The organism is Roseobacter sp. GAI101 (assembly GCF_000156335.1).
In the GTDB taxonomy this organism is placed as follows: domain Bacteria; phylum Pseudomonadota; class Alphaproteobacteria; order Rhodobacterales; family Rhodobacteraceae; genus Sulfitobacter.
Genome location: NZ_DS999213.1, coordinates 3,598,259 through 3,617,542, shown reverse-complemented (window position 1 = coordinate 3,617,542; position 19,284 = coordinate 3,598,259). Strand labels below are relative to the sequence as shown.

At 56.8% G+C, this 19,284-nt stretch carries 19 protein-coding genes; 3 read left to right on the top strand and 16 right to left on the bottom strand.

The genetic code is table 11. The annotated features are described in order from the left end of the window. Positions 1–8: 8 nt before the first annotated feature. From RGAI101_RS17185 to RGAI101_RS17175, 3 genes are all read right to left on the bottom strand, one after another. Positions 9–1,163, bottom strand: coding sequence for a CaiB/BaiF CoA transferase family protein (locus RGAI101_RS17185; RefSeq protein WP_008227185.1), 1,155 nt, complete (start codon positions 1,161–1,163; stop codon positions 9–11). Between the two features lie 56 nt (positions 1,164–1,219). Beyond that, complete coding sequence (locus tag RGAI101_RS17180; protein WP_008228311.1) at positions 1,220–1,699, bottom strand: MarR family winged helix-turn-helix transcriptional regulator; 480 nt, start codon at positions 1,697–1,699, stop codon at positions 1,220–1,222. 70 nt (positions 1,700–1,769) lie between these two features. Further along, positions 1,770–2,672, bottom strand: coding sequence for an SDR family NAD(P)-dependent oxidoreductase (locus RGAI101_RS17175; RefSeq protein WP_008226076.1), 903 nt, complete (start codon positions 2,670–2,672; stop codon positions 1,770–1,772). Positions 2,673–2,793: 121 nt separating this feature from the next. Between RGAI101_RS17175 and RGAI101_RS17170 the strand changes: the two genes are divergently transcribed. From RGAI101_RS17170 to RGAI101_RS17160, 3 genes are read left to right on the top strand one after another with little or no spacing between them, the layout of a single operon-like run. Further along, a complete protein-coding gene (locus RGAI101_RS17170) occupies positions 2,794–3,948 on the top strand; it encodes an acyl-CoA dehydrogenase family protein (RefSeq protein ID WP_008226050.1) in 1,155 nt (384 codons plus the stop codon). After that, positions 3,945–5,549: a long-chain-fatty-acid--CoA ligase gene (locus RGAI101_RS17165; RefSeq protein WP_008228465.1), complete on the top strand. Its 1,605-nt coding sequence runs from the start codon at positions 3,945–3,947 to the stop codon at positions 5,547–5,549. Before RGAI101_RS17170 ends, RGAI101_RS17165 begins: the two co-directional genes overlap by 4 nt. Next, positions 5,546–6,343, top strand: a complete 798-nt coding sequence (locus RGAI101_RS17160) for an enoyl-CoA hydratase/isomerase family protein (RefSeq protein ID WP_008226765.1) — start codon at positions 5,546–5,548, stop codon at positions 6,341–6,343. The genes RGAI101_RS17165 and RGAI101_RS17160 overlap by 4 nt, the downstream gene beginning before the upstream one ends. A gap of 98 nt (positions 6,344–6,441) precedes the next feature. On the opposite strand, the gene RGAI101_RS21655 is transcribed toward RGAI101_RS17160, so the two are convergent. The 13 genes from RGAI101_RS21655 to RGAI101_RS17085 form a co-directional block, all read right to left on the bottom strand. Continuing rightward, complete coding sequence (locus tag RGAI101_RS21655; RefSeq protein WP_008226100.1) at positions 6,442–8,901, bottom strand: CaiB/BaiF CoA-transferase family protein; 2,460 nt, start codon at positions 8,899–8,901, stop codon at positions 6,442–6,444. Next, on the bottom strand, positions 8,894–9,679 hold the full coding sequence (locus tag RGAI101_RS17145) for an SDR family oxidoreductase (protein ID WP_008228853.1): 786 nt from the start codon (positions 9,677–9,679) through the stop codon (positions 8,894–8,896). The genes RGAI101_RS21655 and RGAI101_RS17145 overlap by 8 nt, the downstream gene beginning before the upstream one ends. After that, positions 9,676–10,821 (bottom strand): thiolase C-terminal domain-containing protein, encoded by a 1,146-nt coding sequence (locus tag RGAI101_RS17140; protein WP_008227975.1) that lies wholly within the window; start codon positions 10,819–10,821, stop codon positions 9,676–9,678. Before RGAI101_RS17140 ends, RGAI101_RS17145 begins: the two co-directional genes overlap by 4 nt. Next, on the bottom strand, positions 10,818–11,228 hold the full coding sequence (locus RGAI101_RS17135) for a Zn-ribbon domain-containing OB-fold protein (protein ID WP_008228481.1): 411 nt from the start codon (positions 11,226–11,228) through the stop codon (positions 10,818–10,820). The genes RGAI101_RS17140 and RGAI101_RS17135 overlap by 4 nt, the downstream gene beginning before the upstream one ends. A 30-nt stretch (positions 11,229–11,258) precedes the next feature. Next, positions 11,259–12,119, bottom strand: coding sequence for a MaoC/PaaZ C-terminal domain-containing protein (locus RGAI101_RS17130; RefSeq protein WP_008228229.1), 861 nt, complete (start codon positions 12,117–12,119; stop codon positions 11,259–11,261). Between the two features lie 928 nt (positions 12,120–13,047). Beyond that, a complete protein-coding gene (locus tag RGAI101_RS17125) occupies positions 13,048–13,827 on the bottom strand; it encodes a sterol desaturase family protein (RefSeq protein WP_050763224.1) in 780 nt (259 codons plus the stop codon). A gap of 35 nt (positions 13,828–13,862) precedes the next feature. Then, on the bottom strand, positions 13,863–14,294 hold the full coding sequence (locus RGAI101_RS17120) for a hypothetical protein (RefSeq protein WP_157044691.1): 432 nt from the start codon (positions 14,292–14,294) through the stop codon (positions 13,863–13,865). A gap of 71 nt (positions 14,295–14,365) precedes the next feature. Then, positions 14,366–15,196 carry a hypothetical protein gene (locus RGAI101_RS17115; protein ID WP_198133714.1) on the bottom strand — a complete coding sequence of 277 codons (831 nt, stop codon included), beginning with the start codon at positions 15,194–15,196 and terminating at the stop codon, positions 14,366–14,368. Between the two features lie 865 nt (positions 15,197–16,061). Then, positions 16,062–16,817 (bottom strand): DUF4145 domain-containing protein, encoded by a 756-nt coding sequence (locus tag RGAI101_RS21650; RefSeq protein ID WP_083792063.1) that lies wholly within the window; start codon positions 16,815–16,817, stop codon positions 16,062–16,064. Between the two features lie 181 nt (positions 16,818–16,998). Next, on the bottom strand, positions 16,999–17,610 hold the full coding sequence (locus tag RGAI101_RS17100) for a hypothetical protein (protein ID WP_008225815.1): 612 nt from the start codon (positions 17,608–17,610) through the stop codon (positions 16,999–17,001). Positions 17,611–17,683: 73 nt separating this feature from the next. Beyond that, a complete protein-coding gene (locus RGAI101_RS17095; protein WP_198133713.1) occupies positions 17,684–18,658 on the bottom strand; it encodes a phage late control D family protein in 975 nt (324 codons plus the stop codon). A gap of 23 nt (positions 18,659–18,681) precedes the next feature. Then, positions 18,682–18,906, bottom strand: coding sequence for a tail protein X (locus RGAI101_RS17090; RefSeq protein ID WP_037228631.1), 225 nt, complete (start codon positions 18,904–18,906; stop codon positions 18,682–18,684). After that, positions 18,869–19,282, bottom strand: coding sequence for a phage tail protein (locus tag RGAI101_RS17085; protein WP_008228508.1), 414 nt, complete (start codon positions 19,280–19,282; stop codon positions 18,869–18,871). The genes RGAI101_RS17090 and RGAI101_RS17085 overlap by 38 nt, the downstream gene beginning before the upstream one ends. Positions 19,283–19,284: the final 2 nt, after the last annotated feature.

The following is a 19,284-nucleotide window of genomic DNA, read 5'->3' as shown; positions in this document are numbered from 1 at the left end:
TATGTGATCTAGGTCACCGCGCCCCCGCTAAAGAGCGCTTCGATTTCATCGGCAGCCAATCCCAAATCCGTCAGGATGGCGCGGCTGTCGGCACCGGGGGCTGGCGGCGTTGTGGGCAACGGGGTACTGGCATCGGTAAAACGTGGCGCAGGCATCGGCTGCACCACCCCTTCCGAGAATATCCCGCGGGCTTGGTTGTGTGGATGGCCAGGGGCTTCGGCCGGGCTTAGAACCGGGGCGAAACACGCATCGGTGTCCTGCAAAAGGTCAACCCAGTGATCGCGCGGCTGGCTTTTGAAAACCCCGGTCAACCGGGCACGCATCGCAGGCCATGTACCCCGATCCGCGCGGTCGCCCATTTCCTGCGCCGTCAGGCCAAGCCGATCCAGCAACACCGCCCAGAACTGTGGCTCAAGGGCACCGATGGTCACCCATCCGCCATCCGCACATTCATAAACGCCATACCAAGGCACCCCGCCATCCAACGCATTGGACGCACGTTCATCACGCCACAACCCCATGGCGCGCCGGCTGTAGATCATGCTCATCAGCGCGGCAGTGCCATCAACAATCGCCGCATCCACAACGTCGCCCGAACCGGTTCTTGCGGCCTTAAGCAGCCCCGTCACCATACCAAAGGCCAGAAACATGCCGCCGCCGCCAAAATCACCCAAAAGGTTCAGCGGAAAACTTGGTGCACGGCCAGCTTCACCAGAGGCCCAAAGCGCGCCTGAGAGGGCGATGTAATTCAGGTCGTGACCGGCGGTTTTCGAGACTGGCCCGTTCTGCCCCCATCCTGTCATGCGGCCATAGACCAGACGCGGATTGCGGGCGCGGCAGACATCAGGGCCAAGGCCCAGACGCTCCATCACACCGGGCCGGAACCCTTCGATTAACCCGTCTGCTGTTTCGACCAAACGCAATGCCAGATCGACGGCACCGGGTGCCTTCATGTTCAGCGCGATCGACCTGCGCCCACGGGCAAGGAAATCCAGCTCGTGTGCGCCTTGCCCCGTCGGGGATCCGGCATTGGGGCGTTCAATCCGGATCACTTCGGCCCCCATGTCTGCAAGCATCATGCCTGCAAAGGGGCCGGGACCGATACCGGCGAATTCAATAATGCGCAGCCCCGCCAGCGGGGGTGCGGATGCCTCTTGCTGCATCTCACGGGTCCTTTCAGGAATATTTTACCAAGCGCGGGAAGCCCCGCTGCTTGTTCTTATCGCTTGCTCAAGCCGCGCCGCAGGTTGTTGCGCATTTTGCGCAGCACCTTCAGGGTCGTCTCAAGCTCGGCTTCCGAGATGCCTTCGTTTGCGATCTCGTCGACCTCGAAGATGGTGCGGGTCATAATCTTGACCAGCGACTTTGCCTGGGGTGTTGCATAGATCCGGTTCGACCTGCGATCTTCCGGGTCTGCGCGGCGCTCGACATAGCCGCGCGCCTCGAGCCGGTCGATCAACTTGGAGGTGGTAACAGTCGCCACCTCAAGCCGTTCGGCCAGTTCAGACTGACGCAAGCCGTTCTCGCGCACCAGATGCACCATAACCCAGCCTTGCGACATGGTCATGTCATGGGGCTTCAGCATTGAGTCGAACAAGATCGCACGAAAGCGCGCAATATCCTGATAAATAGGATTGTTATCCTCGCTCAACGAAGTCTGTTTGTGCACAGGTGTCGAAACATCTTCCAAGCTCAGCATACCCTTCTGTCTATCGGCGTCCAAAGTCCGTACGCCATTCTAGTGCTTTTGACCGCTCTCGCCAACCAAATCAAATCGGGTCCCACGTAAACACATCGCTGGACCGGTCAAGATCGTAAAAGTCGGCCTTCATCGCTGGCAACGCATGATCACGCACAGTCTCGGGCGTCCAGCCTTCTGACCGGTGCACCGACCGGATCGGGCGCGGCTGGGACATCAGGAAGATCTCGTTGTTGCGGATACAAAAGACCTGGCCGGTCGTGTCGCAAGTCGGGTCCGCCAACGCCACACAAAGCGGTGCAATCTTGGCCGGCGTCATTTCCTTGATGCGTTCGACACGGGCTTTTTCAGCGTCGGTCTTGGCTTGAATGGTACCGATCAGGCGCGACCATGCAAAAGGCGCAATACAGTTGGAGCGCACATTGAAACGCGACATATCGAGCGCCAGTGATTTTGACAGCCCCACAATCCCCATCTTGGCAGCAGAATAGTTGGCCTGGCCAAAGTTGCCGATCAAACCGGAGGTCGAGGTAAAGTTGATAAAGCAGCCCGACGCCTGCATCTTGAATTGCGCCGCCACGGCATGCGCCATGTTAAAGCTGCCCTTCAGGTGGACCGATATGACCGAATCCCAATCGTCTTCGGTCATCTTGTGAAAGATCACGTCGCGCAGAATGCCTGCATTGTTGACGATCACGTCGATCCCGCCAAACACATCCATGGACTGCTCGACCATCGCCTTGGCATCTTCGGGCTTTGCAACGTTACCAAAGTTGGTGACCGCTTCGCCGCCTGCCGCGATGATTTCATTGACGACCTCTTGCGCCGGGGTCGCATCCGCGCCCGCACCATCCGATGCAGCACCCAAATCGTTTACGACAACTTTTGCGCCATGGCTGGCCATCATAAGCGCAATATCACGGCCGATGCCGCGACCTGCCCCGGTTACAATGACTGACTTACCTTCCAACATACCTGTCTCCTCCAGATGATTTCCAGCAGTTATAATTAGCTTGATTATAATATGCAAGCTAATTAGAGTTCCCTGACACCGTCAAAGTTTTTGACGCACGACATGAGGGAGGAACCGCACGATGTTCAAGCGCACCGTATTTAATGAAGACCACGAGATGTTCCGCGACCAGGTCCGGCGCTTCGTCGCCGAGGAAATCACGCCGCACCACGCGCAGTGGGAAAAAGATGGCCGGGTCAGCCGCGACGCCTGGCGCAAGGCCGGGGAAAACGGTCTTTTGTGCGCGGCAATGCCCGAAGAATATGGCGGTGCCGGTGCCGACTTTCTGTTTTCGATGGTGGTGATGGAAGAACTGGCCGCCGCTGGCGCGATGGGGCCTGGGTTCTCCCTGCACTCCGACATCGTGGCCCCCTATATCCTGCATTACGGCAGCGACGCGGTGAAGCAGGAATGGCTGCCCAAGATGGCCGCAGGCGAGGCCATCGGAGCCATTGCCATGACTGAACCGGCTGCCGGATCGGATGTGCAAGGCATCAAAACCACCGCGATCCGTGACGGCGATGATTACGTCATCAACGGTCAAAAGGTGTTCATTACCAACGGCGGCAATTGCGATATTGTGGTCCTTGCCTGCAAGACCGATCCGGCACTGGGTGCAAAAGGCACGTCGCTGCTGCTGGTTCCCGCTGACACGCCGGGCTTTCGCAAGGGCAGCCAGCTGTTGGAAAAAATTGGCTGGAAGGCGCAGGACACCGCTGAACTGTTCTTTGACAACGTCCGCGTCCCCGCGACCAACCTGCTGGGGGCAGAGGGCCGTGGTTTTTACCAACTGATGGAGCAACTTCCACAGGAACGTCTGTTGCAATGCGTTCGCGCCACCGCAGCGCTTGAAGCTGCGCTGCAGTGGACCATCGACCACGTCACCGAACGCAAGGCTTTCGGCAAGACCATCGCCGATTTCCAGAACACGCGTTTCAAACTGGCCGAGATCAAAGCCCAATCCGTTCTGATGCGTGTGTTCACCGATAAATGTCTTGAACTGCATGTGGCGGGGGAATTGGACGCCGTTGATGCCGCGATGGGCAAAATGCTGACCTCGGAAACCTTGTGCCGGTGTCTTGACGACTTGCTGCAAATGTTCGGCGGCTATGGCTATATGTGGGAATATCCGATTGCCCGTGCATGGGCCGATGCCCGCGTTGGGCGCATTGCCGGCGGTACCGGCGAGGTCATGCGCGAGATTATTGGCCGTTCGGTGCTTGGAGGACGGAAATGATCCGTTACCCCGATTTCATACGCAAATATGCGTATCAACGTCCCGACTGGCGCGCCACCCATTTCGAGGGCCGCGATTACAGCTGGGCACAAATGAACCGCCGCGTGCATGCCATTGCCTGGCAGTTGGAGAAGCTGGGCGTCAAACCCGGCGACCGTGTTGCGTATCTTGGTCTGAACTCCCATTGGATCGTCGAGATCTACGTGGTCCCGTCGATGATCGGGGCGATTTCCGTGCCGATCAATCACCGTCTGTCGGTCGAGGAAATGGTCGGCGTGATTGGTGATGCAACCCCCGCTATCTTGATCTTCGACCGTCATTTCCACGAACAGGCCGCTGACCTGTTGGCGCAATGCCCGTCGCTGCAAACGCTGATCCTTGCCGACTGGGATCAACCCGCCGACGATCTGCCCGACGGCACACTGCACTATGACACTCTGATCGCCGAGGCCCCCGCCGTTGCGGATAATGCTTTTGACGAGAGTGCGAGCCGGTCCGACGACACGATGATCCTGTTCTATACGTCAGGCACCACCGGTCAGCCCAAAGGCGTCATGCTAAGCCATTCGAACTTTCTCGTGAATGCCACCGGATCGGGCCATCTGTATGGCTATCGGCAGGATGATGTTCTGCTGCTGTCGGGGCCGCTGTTCCACCTTGGCACGGGCAGCCGTGTGTTCACGGCGCTGGCCTACGGCACAACGATGGTTGTTCAGCCGAAATTCGAAGTCGTGGACACCCTGCGCATGATCGAAGCGCAAAAGATCACCACAATGACGATGGTCCCGACCATGCTGAACATGGTGATGAACCATCCGCGCTTCCCCGAGTTCGATTTTTCGTCGATCCGCGTGCTGACATACGGGGCGTCCCCGATGCCCGTCACCCTGATGGAGCGCGCGATTGCAGCCATTCCCGGCATCACTTTTTGCCAAGGCTATGGGCTGACCGAAACATCGCCAGTGCTGTCAGTTCTTGAACCGGCGGATCATATCCCGGGCAATCCGATGCTGGACAAGCTCAGCACGGTGGGCCGCCCGATCCTGTATTCGGATCTGCGGATCGTGGATGCGGACGACAATCCTGTGCCGACCGGCACCCCGGGCGAAATCGTAGTGCGCGGGCCGCAGGTAATGAACGGTTATTGGAACCGCCCCCAAGAAACCGCCCACGCCATGCGCGGTGGATTCTTCCACACGGGCGACGCAGGCGTGATGGACGCCGATGGCTATCTGACCATCGCGGGCCGTACCAAGGAAATGATCATCTCGGGCGGGGAAAACGTCTATCCGATCGAGACTGAAAATGCCCTGAGCAAACACCCCGCAGTCGCGCAGGCTGCCGTTTTCGGCGTGCCGCATGCCAAGTGGGGTGAAATGGTCTATGCCGCCGTCGCCCTGCACGACGGAAAGCCCGCCAGCGAAGACGAGCTGATCGCCTTTTGTCGCGAACGCATCGCCCATTACAAGGCCCCGCGTGGCATGACAATCTGGCAAGGGCCCCTGCCCCTGTCCGCGACCAACAAGCTCGATAAAATGACGATCAAGGCCCAGGTTCTGGCAAGCCAAGGGTCTGAATACACAAAGGAAGCTGCGACATGACCGACGCTTTGCAAATCACCCGCGATGGCGGCGTCGTGACGCTGACCATGAACGAACCCGCCTCTCGGAACGCCTTGTCTGACGCGATGCGCGAAGGCCTGTCCAGCGCGATGCAGGACCTGTCGGTCGATGCCGATCTTCAGGCGGTGATCCTGACCGGGTCGGGCGGCGTGTTTTGCGCCGGCGGTGATCTGAAAAAGATGTTGGCGAACCACAAGGCCGGACTGGTCACCGGGGCCGAGGATATACTGCCCCGGATGAAATACCTGCATCGCTGGATCACATTGCTGCGCGACTTGCAGGTGCCTGTCATCGTCGCGGTCGATGGCCCTGCCTATGGTGCCGGTCTGGGTCTGGCGCTGACCGGGGACATCATATTGGCGTCCGAGAGGGCGAGCTTCAATGCGTCCTTCTGCAAAGTCGGGGCGGTGCCGGATGGCAATCTGTTCTATTCGCTGCCACGGATGATCGGCCTGCAACGCGCTCGCGAATTGTTCTACACGGGCCGCACCGTTCACGCAGAAGAAGCCCAACGTCTTGGCATCTGCATGGAAGTGCTGGCCGTCGATGACCTTTTGCCCCGCGCCCAAGCGATTGCCCGCATGATGTGCGACACCTCGCGCACAGCCTTTGCGATGACCAAGGCGATTTCGGCCCGGTCGATGGAGCTTGATAGCAACGCACTGCTTGAGCTCGAAGCACAGGCGCAAGCCATATGCCTGTCGAGCACTTACCACAAAGACGCAATCGACCGCTTTACCAAGAAGCAACCGCCACGCTTTGACTTTCGGTAAGCGGTTATTGCCATATGCTGAAAGGGCCACGGGGAAACCCGTGGCCCTTTGGGAAAACTGTTAATCGGGTTGAAAACCTGCCCCGTGTGTCAGGCCGTTCAGGTCAGAACTCCATCCCTTTCCAGCGCATCAATCTGCGCTGCATCCAGCCCCAGATAGTCTGCCAGAATTTGGTGGTTATCCCGCCCGTATTCCGGTGCCGCACGCGCCGTCTTGGCTGGCGTCATACCCAGTTGAAAACGGCAGGCCTCGTGATGGGCGGGCGTGCCGTCGGTTCTGGGCAAGGTCTGGAAATGTCCCCATGCGCCAAGCTGCGCATCCTCAGCCAGATCCGCAGGCGACGCGACAACATGCGCCGCCACCCCGCGCGCTTGCAGCCGCTGTTCCACAGCCTCGGGGGTTTGACCCCGACACCAATCGGCAAGGATCGTATCAATCTCCGCCTCGGCCGCGCGGCGGCCTTCCAGCGTCTCGAACGCCGGATCAGCCAGCGCCGCCAGCCCGGTTTCGTCACGCAGGGCGATCCATGCGGCGTCTGATGTGGCAGATACGGCTACCCATGCGGTTTCGCCCTCAGGTGCGATGCAGGGGTAGACTTCGTTCGGGACGCAGTGCGGATCGCGGTTACCGTCTGCAACCGGCACCCGTCCGGTGGCGGCATAATCGGCAAACGCTTCGGCAATGAACTGCATCCCCGCCTCGGCTTGACTGACATCCAACTGCCTGCCCTTGCCTGTCAGGCGTTTCACTTCCAAGGCTGCCAGCAATACGGGAAAGGCCAAACGCGGGGCCACGAAATCTGTGTAGGGTCCATAGGGGCCAATCGGGGCCGATACATCGCGACCGGCAAGCACCTGAAGCCCCGACATTGCGGCACCGATATTGCCAAACCCCGCCAGGGCAGACCACGGCCCCGACTGCCCCATCAGTGATGTCGACAGCATGACCAATCCAGGATTGTCTTTGGACAAGGTGTCGTAGTCCAACCCCCATTTGTCCATCTTACCGGGGGCAAAGCTTTCGACCAACACGTCGACTTTTCCCGCCAGTTCCTTGACCAACGCCCGCCCTGCATCCTGGGACAGGTCAAGCGTCAGACCCAATTTTCCTGCATTGCAGTTTTCATACAACCCCGACCGGTTCAGATCGCGAACTCCTTCGGGATAGGGGCCGGTCAAACGTGCAACCTCGGGTTTGCGGGCGCTTTCGACACGAATGACCTGCGCGCCGAAATCAGCCAGATTGCGCCCGATCATCGGGCCTGCGACCACCCAGGACAAATCAAGGACGGTGATATTTTCAAGGGGTCGCGCAACTTTGGTCACAGTGCGGGCCGCGGCAAAGGGTCTGGCACCATCACGATTGGCAAGCCAATCTGCCTCGGCCTCTGCGCCGCCCTCGCCCGGATCGGGCGCGGGGCGCAGCGGGGCAAACCCTTCGTCAAAGCCAAGCGCCAGTTTTCCCGGTAAGGACAGTGCGCCAACCTGCTGCAAAAAGCCGCGCGCTTTGCTATGGGGACTGTTGGCCAGATCCGCGACCGTCATGATCGGGGCCAGCATCAGACGGTGCTGCAACGCCATCTCCACGGCCTCAAGCTTGGTCATGGAGGCAAGGAAATCGGCCACCTCTGTGCGCGCCTGCTCCATCTCCTCGTCGGTAATTTCATCGTTCTCGATCTTGGGGGGCAGCGTGACCCAATCCCATGCGGCGAATTTGGGCGAACAGGCCCCGCGCGCGGCCATGAGCGCAAACAGCGCATTGGTGAACCGCCCTGCCGCCGGACCAAGAGCAAGGTGCATTTCAACGATGCCGTCCTTGACCGGCCATTTCGACCGCTGCGTCCGCGACCCCGATCCTGACAGGTCAAGCTCGCGTTTCTTCTTGGATTTCACCTCGGCGCGGAAGACGTAATTGGGGTGACCGATCACCGACGCCATCGACAAACTCAAGGTGCATTGCGTGGCCGACGCCTGTGCGCTGGTGACAACCCGCTGGCCCTGCCCGCCGCGCCTGCGCGCCTCAAGGGCGACCATGATCCCGCAAAGCGCATCTGCCGCCGCATGATGATAGGCTTGCTGCAGGGTCACGCGGGTCGGGATGCCCGCCTGACTTTCGGTAGGCTTGAGCGGCCCGCCAGCAGCCCATAGCGTCAGATCGCTGTCGGCATAGCCCGCTTTCGGGCCGTCCAGTCCAAAAGGCGTCACGATGGAATGCACCACTCCGGCGTTGACCTGCAACAGTGCATCCGTCTCGAGGAATACGTCCCGTCCGGGCACCCCGCTTTCCAGAACCACGTCGGCAACAGCGGCAAGCGCCATCAGCCGCGCGTGGTCGCTGTCGCGGTCCAACACAAGCGACCGCCGCCCTGCGCGATAAGCGGCCCAGAACAACGATGCCCCGTCCGTGTCAAAGGGGGCCATGGCGCGGGCAGTCGACCCTGTGGCGGGTTCAATCTGAAGCACATCCGCGCCCATACAGGCCAGCATCCGCCCCGTCAGAACACCGCGCTGGTCGGTCAGGTCCAGAACCCGCAGGCCCGCAAGCGACCCTTTACCCATCGATAAACGCCTCCATTCTGGTCGGCATGGGGTTCAGTATCGCGCCCCCATCCACGGGGATCACGGTGCCCGTAATATATCCGGCCCTGTCCGAGCATAGAAAATCACACAGATCAGCCACGTCTTGTGTTGATCCCATCCGGCGCAGCGGAATGGACTGTATCTTGGCATCCAGCGACGCGGCATCTGGCATTAACCGCTTCACACCTTCGGTGTCGCCAATCGGCCCCGGCACAATGGAATTCACCCGCACACCATGAGGGCCCCATTCCAGCGCAAGGGTCCGTGTCAGCATGTCCACGCCAGCCTTGGCCGCGCAAACATGGGCCTGCCCGATCATCGCGACGCTGGCCTGACCTGCAGACAGGTTGATCACCGACGCCCCCGGTTTGCGCAGATGCGGCCATGCGGCGTGCATGACGTGATGGGTGCCCAGCACGTCGATCTCAAGCACCGCGCGAAACCCGTTCGACGAAATATCTGCCGCCCGCGCGACAAAGTTTCCCGCAGCACCGGACACCAGAATATCGATCGGCCCGAACGCGTCAGCACATTGGCCAATCGCATCCGATACCGCATCGGCACTGCGCACATCAGCCGAACATCCCTGCGCCTCTGCCCCCAAGCCACGCAACTCGACGACCGCCGCGTCGACCTTGGCCGGATCGCGCGAAAAGACAAAGACCTTGGCCCCTGCCCGCGCGAAATGCCTGGCGATGCCCAGATTGATGCCGCTGGTGCCGCCCGATACGCAGACCGTCTTTTCGGCAAAGCTCACCACTGGTCCTCCGATGTCAGAACCGCCGTTGCCGCGGCCGAGAACATGCCACCGACCCCGTGCACCAAAGACAGCTTTGCGTCTTTGATCTGCGCTGGCGACACGCCGCGCATCTGCCGCACGCTTTCTTGCAAGGCGAACATCCCGTACATGCCAGAGTGCATATATGACAGCCCGCCGCCATTGGTGTTCAACGGCAATGCGCCACCCGGTCGGGTATGACCCTCGGCGATGAAAGCCCCGCCTTCGCCCGGTTTAACAAAGCCAAGATCCTCAAGCCCGTAGATCGGCAGATGCGCAAAGGCGTCATAGATCATCAGGTGGTCGACATCCGAATGGGTGATGCCCGCGCTCTCGAACGCCATTTTGCCAGAGACACGGAAGGCCTTGGAGGACGAAAAGCTTTCCATCTGCGAGATCATCGGCCCTTCGGCGCTTTCGCCGCCCATGCCGCGCAGGTAAACCGGTTTGGTCGGGAAATCTTTTGCCCGGTCCGCGCTGGTCAGGATCAACGCGCCGCCGCCATCGCTGACCAGACAACACATCAGCTTGCGGAAAGGATATGCGATCATTTTCGAGTTCAGAACATCGTCAACCGTAAGCGGATCATGGGCCGTTGCGCGCGGGTGAAGTGCGGCCCATTCGCGTTGCACCACGGCGACCATGGCAATCTGTTCCACGGTCAGGCCATCGTCTTTCATCTTGCGCATCACCGGAAGCGTGAAGCGTGATGGCGGGAACAGCGGGCCGTAAATCGATTCAAATTCCTGCTGCTGCATGGACGGAAACAAGGGCCGGTGGCTGCGGTTGTTGGAACGCCCGCTTTCGCCGTGGGTGATCAGAACCGTCTTGCACAGCCCCGTTTCGATCGCCGCCGCCGCATGACGTACCAGCGTGATAAAGGAACAGCCCCCCACCGATGTGCCATCGTACCACGTCGGTGTGATGCCGAGGTATTGAATGATCTCGGCCACATCATGCCCGGCGGTCGCAACCCCGTCGATATCCGCCAGGGTCAGACCGCAATCGGCCAAGGCATTCAGCGCAGCATCGGCGTGCAGTCCTGTCTGGCTAAGTTCGGGAACTTTGCCCATACGCGTGGTTTCGGCGGCACCGACGATGGCTATGGACGCACGGGTCATGCGACACCTCCTGCGGGCTTGAACTGAGGAATGGCAACATCGCCGCGCTGCTCAAAGGTGACCTCGAGCGGCATATCAAGGATCAGCGCCTCGGGATCAGGGGGGCAGTCGAGGAGGTTAGCCACCATTTTCACGCCTTCGTCCAGCATGACGACTGCGACGGTAAAGGGAGGCTCGTAACCGGGTGCCGGCAGGTGGTTGATAATATAGGAATACAGCCGGCCCTTGCCGCTGGCTTGCTTGATTTCAACATCGCGATTGCCGCAAACCGGGCAGAACGGGCGCGGCGGGAAATACGCCTTGTCACAGGACGGGCAGCTGTTGAGCAACAGCTTGCCCTCTTTTGCACCGTTCCAATAGAATTCTGTCTCTGGATAAATGGTTGGCAGAGGCCGGTCACCCATCATATCTCTCCTTGATTTCAAACGATTTTCGGATCAGCCAAGCCGCGCAAGGCCGTTATTCAGAACAACGATATCCCGTTCGACCACGCGGGCGCGGAAACTGATCGCATTGCCGTCGCGCCACATCTCGGTGCGGATCGTTTCGCCGGGATAGACCGGGGACGAGAACCGCAATTGCAGATGCGTCAGCGCCGAGAAATCACCGTTCGCCAAGGCTTCGGTGATTGACCAGGACGCCACCCCAAGCGTGCAGAGCCCGTGCAAGATCGGCCTGTCGAAACCGGCTTGCCGTGCAATTTCAGGGTCCGCGTGCAGCGGGTTCATGTCCCCCGACAACCGGTAAACCAGCGCGGCATTTTCGGGCGTCTGAAAATCAAAGGTGGCATCCGGCGCGCTCTCGGGCATGGGGTGGACCGGACGGACCGCATCGTGTGATCCGCCAAACCCGCCATCGCCTCTTGCAAAGGATGTGCTGACGACCTTCGCGATCTTGGCACCGGTCGATTTGTCAGTGATGATACGTTCGGAATAGATCAGCGCACCTTTGTCCGCCCCTTTGTCGACGATGCCGGTAATCCGCGTTTCCCCGAGCAGTACACCGGACGCAGGCAACGGCGCGTATAAGGTCAGGCTTTGCTCTCCGTGAAGAATTTTCTGCCATGTCAGGCCCGTACTGGGGTCCTTCGCCCAGAAACCGGGATAGGCCAGAACGTTAACCATGGCAGGCAAAGCCCCGAACCCCTTTGCATTCTCATAGGTTGCACGCAGATGCGACTGCGAGAGCGGATCAGTTCCAAGGCCAAGCCCAAGCGCATAAAGGATCGTGTCCTTTTCCGTATAGGCATGTTCCGTAATAGGAAAGGTGCGCCCCATCAGAGCGTCATAGTCGATCATTACAAGTCCTCCTCTTGCTTGGCTATTTTATGTAGCTTGATAATGATTTGCAAGCTAATTAATAGATGGAAAAGGATCGTTCCCGCGCGGATGATACCGATAGGGCTTATATCCATTCAACTGGCTGACTTCATCTTTGCGCGAGCTTTCAAGGCGTTCAAGATTTGCCCGAAGCGTCCTGATCTCCCCCTTTACGCATGCAAACCTGATTTCCGCGGGCCTTTTAAATGGCTTCGACTTGGTGCGCTTCTGCCGATTTCATGGACGGCAACTTAAGCCTTCATCGCGACCTCCCCCTATTGCATGGGGTTTAAATATCCGTTGGTCGAGTGACAGCGCATGGGATCTCAAAGGCGTTGGATGCAATCATAGACATCGGCACAGGCCTGCGTGGTCGGGAGCATTCGCGTTTCACGCGCTCGATCTTGAATGTCGACACGAAGCTTTCCGCAGCAACGTTGTCGCGGACTTTGCCAGCCAGCTTATAAGATAGGGAGCACCGCTGCCTTCATTAACCGTTGGGACGGTTCGCTGGTATTTGGCGACCCTGATCGGAGTGATGCAGCAGTTCCTTTGGTCGCCCTCTGCGCCAAATCGCCTTCATCAGCGCGTCTGTCACCATCTGGGATGTCCTGGTATTCTTATCGTCCACTCCACGAGGCGTCTCAATAACAGATCAATGACCACAGCGACACAAAGCCAAGCCAAGCCAATCTGCGACCACCACCAGTCATTGATAAATATGGAGGCGAGTAGCGGAGTCGAACTCCTGCACACGGACTTGCAATCCGCACGTCTTTCTTTGTTTTCAAACGTTTATTTGTGCAACAAACAGGCGGAATATTAGAGAAACATATCAAGAATGTGTGGCGGCTATCCCGTCCAGATGCCCACCTCTGGTCGGCGTGAATGTATACATATCCGCACCCTAAGGATCGCCATTCCCCCGAACAAACGGCGACAGCAAAATTGCATGGATATCGACCGCGTCGTCACTCGAAACCTCTTTCAAACCGTATTTGAAGTCTGCATGGTGACGCAGCGGCCGCGCTAGAAAAGTTCCGAAAACCTTATCCCACAGACAAAAGTCTGCAGAGAAATTCGTATCTGTTTCAGGCTGAAAATCTGAATGATGGATGTGGTGTTGAGAAGGAGTAATAAGCAGCTTTCCGACCACCCTCTCAACTGCGGCCGGCCAATTGAGGCTCGAATGGTGCAAGAGATCTACAGTTAAAACAAACCCCGAGTAAAAAATTACTACCTCTGGAGCAGCTCCCAAAAGGCTAATAACTAAAAAGATGATAGCTAGAGTGAGAATAGCAGAAATTGGATGCGTTCGATACGCGGTAGATATATCTAATTTATAATCGCTGTGATGGACTTGGTGCAGTCGCCAGAGAACCGGAACCTTGTGCATCAAAAGATGGAGCAGGTAGTACGAAAAGCTCATTGTGATCACACTGAACAAGGCCTCTAACGCAAAGGGAACATTTAGCCAGTTGAATACACCATAGGCATTCGTCTCTGCCACCATCGCGGCAACGACAGCTCCAATAGGAAGGCTGATCTGTATCGCGAGCGACATGGTAAAGAGTCCAATGTGTGCAGGCCAACGCTTTCTAGTTGAGTCACGTAAAGCCACTTCCAATGAACTATACTCAATCCAGCCAACGACAATTACGAAGAAAATAAAGGATAGGAGGAACATGATCTATTGCACCTTCACTGCTTAAAACTGGAAGATCAGCGCCGCATCCAGGCTTGCGACCAGTCTAATCTTAAGTAATTGCCGCAACCCTTAGGGATGAACAGCAATAGAGCCTTCATATTATCGTGCAAATCAGAATGTCCAAACACCGAAGCAAAGCTCACCATAATCGTTTCTACCGTATTTTGCAGGCGGCCCCAGTCTCCCCATACCTTATCGTAGTATATAACCTTCAAATCCATTTCACTTAGTGGCGGCACCTGTGCATGATGTGGCAAGCTTAGGGCAACACGGTGCTCAAAAATCTCATAAGGCTCCGGACAAGATTTTTCCTTGAACACAACGCTCCTGTCTCCTGTGCGTTTATCGTTTTCAACAACCTTGATAATTGACGCCCCCTCACTTTTTAAAACTGATAGGTAAGCATCCTGAAAGCTGGAGCTTGCGTTATACTTGGCTCTGTCCACTCTAGCATAGATCCGCTCATTCGCGATAAATACTGCAAGGAAGAGAAAGAATACAAGAATTAGAGCACGCCTCAGCACTTTGATGACCTGACCCGAATGCTAAGATAGCTTGCGGCGACGATTATGAAAAATTGCGCCAGGCCAAATATCGTTGCACCTGACCCGTGATGCCAAAACTCATAGTCAGCGCGACTCGGCAGCATTAATCCAATCCGGATTGTGTTCCCCAAAATCAGTAAGAAAATCAGTGATGCAACAATAATCACATCCGAGTAAGACATGCGTCGACGATTAAAGGCTTTTACCGAAGCGTAGCACAGGAAGCCGAATGATAAATTGGTGAAGACAGAGCATGCACCAATCAGGCGGATCTTCATACCATGCTCCAACACAAGCAGTTGACCATCAGACCATACATTAAAACCAAGGCATCTCCACATGAGGGCAACAAAATCCACCTCAGCGATAAGTATATAAGACTTAAAAATTTGGAATAATAGCGGTGCGATCAGCAAATTAAGAGTTAATGCGAACCATACGACGGCTATATATCTTGCATTACCTGTTTCTCGACGCCACCAAAAGAAAACAGCCAGCGCTGCTGTCGTCAACCCAACATCACGGGAAACCCCTATTCGACCGAAAAGGAGGAGGCTCAATATCACCACTCCACAAATCAGATAGTCTAGGCTATTCGCAGAAATGTCATCTCGGCCTTCGATCAGCAGATCAAACAAAACATAAAAAGCAAAAAGAAAGAATAGATTTGAATTTAACACCGACAAAAATATATCGGATATCTCACTCACCGATGATTGGCTAATAATTCCATTGATAAATACAACAGTGAAAAAACCAAGATGAATATCAAATCTTGGTGTTTTCATTTCTGGAATTAACAACCAAAACTCTTTCGTTTCAAATATTGTTGGGGAGAATTATTTATCTTGGCGTCTTGAGAGGATCCGGTATGCACCATACCCGACGACAGCTACGGCCAAACCCAATGGCCCTGCTGCCCCAGCAATCGGCAAGGGAGCAGGAACGATCCCGGCGGAAGCTTGAGAAGCTGTTATAAGACCGATGACACTGAGAGTGAAAATTTTGTCTGGCATCTAAAGCACTTTCTTTTGTTTACTTAGGTAATTTCTTAACCCTATCACCCTGACAGTTTTCCGGCAACTTTGTATCTTCTCAAGACTGTGCCTCGTGAAGTAGATCTAATTGTCTGATGAACGAACTGTTGGCCTCAAGCTGTCCACCACCTTAAAACACTGAAATATATATGAAAATATACCTCCTATTTATAAAGACGTGCGGCAAAGCGTGTGGCAGCCGCATCCGTGCCTCGTAGCCGCAGGGCTCAATTCTTTGAAAGATATGGAGGCGAGTAGGAGAATCGAACTCCTGTACACGGATTTGCAATCCGCACGTTTTTGACTGATTTTAAACGGTTTTTTGTGCACCAAACCGGTAGAACATATCAGAAACGTATCAGGAATGTGCGGCACCAGGATAGCCGCTTTATTGATACCTGATCAGGACTTTTCCGACGCATATGACCCAACTAACCCTCTTACGTCGATATATGCACGTCAAAGCCGCCTGTCAGCTGCTTCCATTTCTATTTTCGTTGGCGCCCTTTGAGGATAGTTTTCCTGAGGGCTCTCCTAGCTAAGACTGCCCGTTCGAAAACTATCATCTAAGTCGGTCCGATAGCAGCCAGTGTTCCTGAGGAGCTCGGTAACTGCTTCCTTGAAAACAAGTTTAATATTGGCCTTTCGTTTTGATAATCTTCTGTTTCAGCGCATCAAGATAAAGTTTGCGATTCGAATAAATTTCCAACAGCGCATCTTCATACAGCTCTAATGCATCCAAAAGAACTTCTCGGGAAAGCTCCGTAGTATGAGAACCAATGTTTCCGATTATCCTTAAAGCATGAAAGGTCTGAGCCTGATCGGGAGATTCTTTCTCTAGGTGTTGAATGCGGCCATTTAGATCAAGATCGACCATTTCACCCTTTTTCTTGCTTAACACTTCTCGAGGAACCTGAAGGTCATCGAGGACTCCTTCCAAGCTGGTGCGCAATCGATTACCTGCACTACCAATATCAACCCAGAACAGAGCAAATACTTGTCGCATCTGCCTAATGACGGACGCAGGAAGGTTTTTGGGCAAACCGATTATAGGGGGAGCGGGAGAGAAAGAGTTGGGCTGCAATACAGTAGCCAAGCCCCATCCAAATTCATCGTCCTGCACGTCAACCAGTACAGTGCTACCATGAACGTTAACGACTTCTCCACAGTCTTCATGATCGCAATGTAGCCTCAGAGAAAAACGCTCGACATCCCAGTCCGGCTCCCAACTGTCGTGTGAGTGGGCGGCCTTGGAGTATTGAGGCTCAATTACTGTGATGCTGTCTTTTCTAGCTATGAGACGTCCATCTTCACAGGATGGGCACGGATATTTAGGACATTTGTCCCGAGGAAACGTCGCTATCCACAGAGCTCGTTTAAAGGTCATATTTTTTTACTCCAGATTAATTGCGCTTATACACCATCGTCGATGATAGGCGAATGCCAGTCTACTTGGAAGCGATCGCTCCGAACCGCCCATCGATCAGACACTGGTCGCCTGCGAGACGAGCCGAAGCCAGTCATGCTGGGTTAAAATTGAAAATCTATCAGAGCTATTTTCTTATTTACTAAGGCTTTACTGGCACGGCCGTGCAGCTGCGGGTCGCCCTGATAGGGGAATCGCCCTCAGTCATACCAGGACACCCGATGTAGAGAGGCTCCAGACAGAACTCAGCGTTAGGCTCGAGCCCATACGGCGCAGTCACCTGATACTGGAACGTGACCGGCTTTGAACCGACATTCTGGGTTTGCACCGGCCGATCGAGCCTCACGAACAGACTGGCTTCATTGCGCGGATTCCGAAACGAATATTGCGTTTCGCCAGGGACAACTTGGCAGGTTCGGCCCTGCTCGGTGCGCTCAATTTCCAGCTCGATCGCGCAGCTGCGGCCCCCGCCACAAGGTGGCCCCAGAACCTGCGATCGCGTTATCCGAAAGATGACATCCGGCCGCTGCAGGATCTTCACGTCCTCGACCAGGTGCGCGAGCGTTGCGGTGTTGGCATCGACCTTGTCGCCCAATCGCCAGGGGGAGAATACCAGCTCGTTAATCACCGGAACGTAGGCACCGACCCACGCGGCGAATGCGCCGATTACCGTGATGCGGAAGAATTTGCCCCCGTCTTTTTTCCATTCTGACCAGTTGATCAGACCCACGCGCGGGCTTTCTTCTTCAGGCATTCAGACAGGCTCCAGAGGCAGACATTGGTGCCAAATTGCCCAAGCGCCCGGCTGGTTGCCTCTGGCGGGTTCCCTACTCCGGCCGCTCGCATTGGGCCATCGTGCGATAGCCCGCCTCAGACACTTCATGGGTCGCGGTTTTCACGATCCACTCGCCTGAAGCGGCCGAGCTGAACCCGATCGGGACGATGCGCCCCTCGGCAGCGATCGTTGGATTGCCAGGCAGCTCAAGATCGAGCGTCTCCTTCGCACGGCTGGCGCGGCGCGACTCGGCCACGGCGACGGCGCGCGCTTCTTCCTCCGACCGAAACCGCTGCCGCAACCGGCGCACCGGCTCGGCGTCCCCGATCTTCACCTCGACATCCTCGGCGTTTTCGAGATCCCGGTAGGTGGCAATGATCGTACCCGTCGCATCGCTGAGCCCCCGGCGCATGGACCAGCGGCTTACGTCTGCCTCGAGCAGTGGCACGACGGGCGTCGGCTGACCCGACGCTTTGACACCTTCGGCCCTGCGGCCGACAAAAAGAACGCCCCCGGCCGGTTTGGCGACCACATCATGCAACACCGCGATCCGCGTCAGAACGGACAGATCACTTTCATCCAGCTGGTCGATGTGACCAGGCACGATCGAGCCCGCGGCTTCGGTCACGGCCGGTTCAAGCCCGTTGTCGCCCGCGATGGTGGTCACGATCGCCTTAAGCGTCATGCCTGCAGGCCAAGACCGCGACTTTTGCTGATTGATCGGAGCAAACCCGCTCTGGGTCTCGCCTTGCGCCTTCGCGCGGCACACGGCCGTGATTATGCGAGGGGGAGAGCTCTCCTCCACCTCGTCGGCGATATACAGACCCATGCGCAAGAACGCGCCCAGGTAGCCGAGCGCGATCTCAACCTCGGCCCCTGGCTCCGGCATGGCAAAGCGCGATATCGGCGATGTGTTGGCAAAAGTGATCTCGGCCGTGTCCGAGATGAACCCGGCCGTGTCCGACACCCGCACCGAACTCAGCTGAGAGAACACAAAGCCCGACAGCGGGACGCCGTTAATAGTCACCTGAACCAGCGGCCGAAAGTCCATCAGCCCCATAGCTGTGCCGTTTCCATTGGTGTCGAGGTTTCCAGATCCGGCAGCAGGATCCTGACGCCCGCGTTTAGGACAGCGCCCAGCGCGCCCAGACCAGGATTAGCTGCGAGCACCGCCTCCACCTTCAAGCCTGAAGTGTCGCCGTAATGGCTCGCGACCACTTGGTCCAGGACGTCGCCGTCAGAAGAAACGAAGTAGAGACCGGGCACCGCCGTCATATCTTGCCATCCTCATTGTAAAATCCTGCCGATGCGGGATGCCTTGCGACGCAAAAACCTCCTGCCCCTCTGTCACGCCCTCAACCACCCACAGGCCCAGCACCTTGCCGATGCCAGACACCAGGGGCAGCGGCAGGCCAAGACTGGCCTGTGTGCGCATTTTATCGATCTGCTTCAGCCCGCCACGGAAATGGGGATAGATCACGCCCTCGACCTCCACTGTCTCTGGACCAAGCCCGGTGAACTGCAGCGCATCATTGGTGCCGATCCGCGCCTGACGTGCCCAGCGATACTCGGTCGACCGGCTGAGCCTTTGGTACGCCGCGTTGTCCAGGGAGAACTGGAAGAACCCGAGCTGCATCATCACTTCTGCCATCG

Coding starts and splice junctions, on each gene's coding strand:
- RGAI101_RS21650 (WP_083792063.1), bottom strand. CDS start 16,817: ATGACCTTTAAACGAGCTCTGTGGATAGCGACGTTTCCTCGGGACAAA.
- RGAI101_RS17170 (WP_008226050.1), top strand. CDS start 2,794: ATGTTCAAGCGCACCGTATTTAATGAAGACCACGAGATGTTCCGCGAC.
- RGAI101_RS17085 (WP_008228508.1), bottom strand. CDS start 19,282: ATGGCAGAAGTGATGATGCAGCTCGGGTTCTTCCAGTTCTCCCTGGAC.
- RGAI101_RS17185 (WP_008227185.1), bottom strand. CDS start 1,163: ATGCAGCAAGAGGCATCCGCACCCCCGCTGGCGGGGCTGCGCATTATT.
- RGAI101_RS21655 (WP_008226100.1), bottom strand. CDS start 8,901: ATGGGTAAAGGGTCGCTTGCGGGCCTGCGGGTTCTGGACCTGACCGAC.
- RGAI101_RS17125 (WP_050763224.1), bottom strand. CDS start 13,827: ATGTTCCTCCTATCCTTTATTTTCTTCGTAATTGTCGTTGGCTGGATT.
- RGAI101_RS17140 (WP_008227975.1), bottom strand. CDS start 10,821: ATGACCCGTGCGTCCATAGCCATCGTCGGTGCCGCCGAAACCACGCGT.
- RGAI101_RS17160 (WP_008226765.1), top strand. CDS start 5,546: ATGACCGACGCTTTGCAAATCACCCGCGATGGCGGCGTCGTGACGCTG.
- RGAI101_RS17100 (WP_008225815.1), bottom strand. CDS start 17,610: ATGCCTGAAGAAGAAAGCCCGCGCGTGGGTCTGATCAACTGGTCAGAA.
- RGAI101_RS17175 (WP_008226076.1), bottom strand. CDS start 2,672: ATGTTGGAAGGTAAGTCAGTCATTGTAACCGGGGCAGGTCGCGGCATC.
- RGAI101_RS17130 (WP_008228229.1), bottom strand. CDS start 12,119: ATGATCGACTATGACGCTCTGATGGGGCGCACCTTTCCTATTACGGAA.
- RGAI101_RS17180 (WP_008228311.1), bottom strand. CDS start 1,699: ATGCTGAGCTTGGAAGATGTTTCGACACCTGTGCACAAACAGACTTCG.
- RGAI101_RS17090 (WP_037228631.1), bottom strand. CDS start 18,906: ATGACGGCGGTGCCCGGTCTCTACTTCGTTTCTTCTGACGGCGACGTC.
- RGAI101_RS17165 (WP_008228465.1), top strand. CDS start 3,945: ATGATCCGTTACCCCGATTTCATACGCAAATATGCGTATCAACGTCCC.
- RGAI101_RS17135 (WP_008228481.1), bottom strand. CDS start 11,228: ATGATGGGTGACCGGCCTCTGCCAACCATTTATCCAGAGACAGAATTC.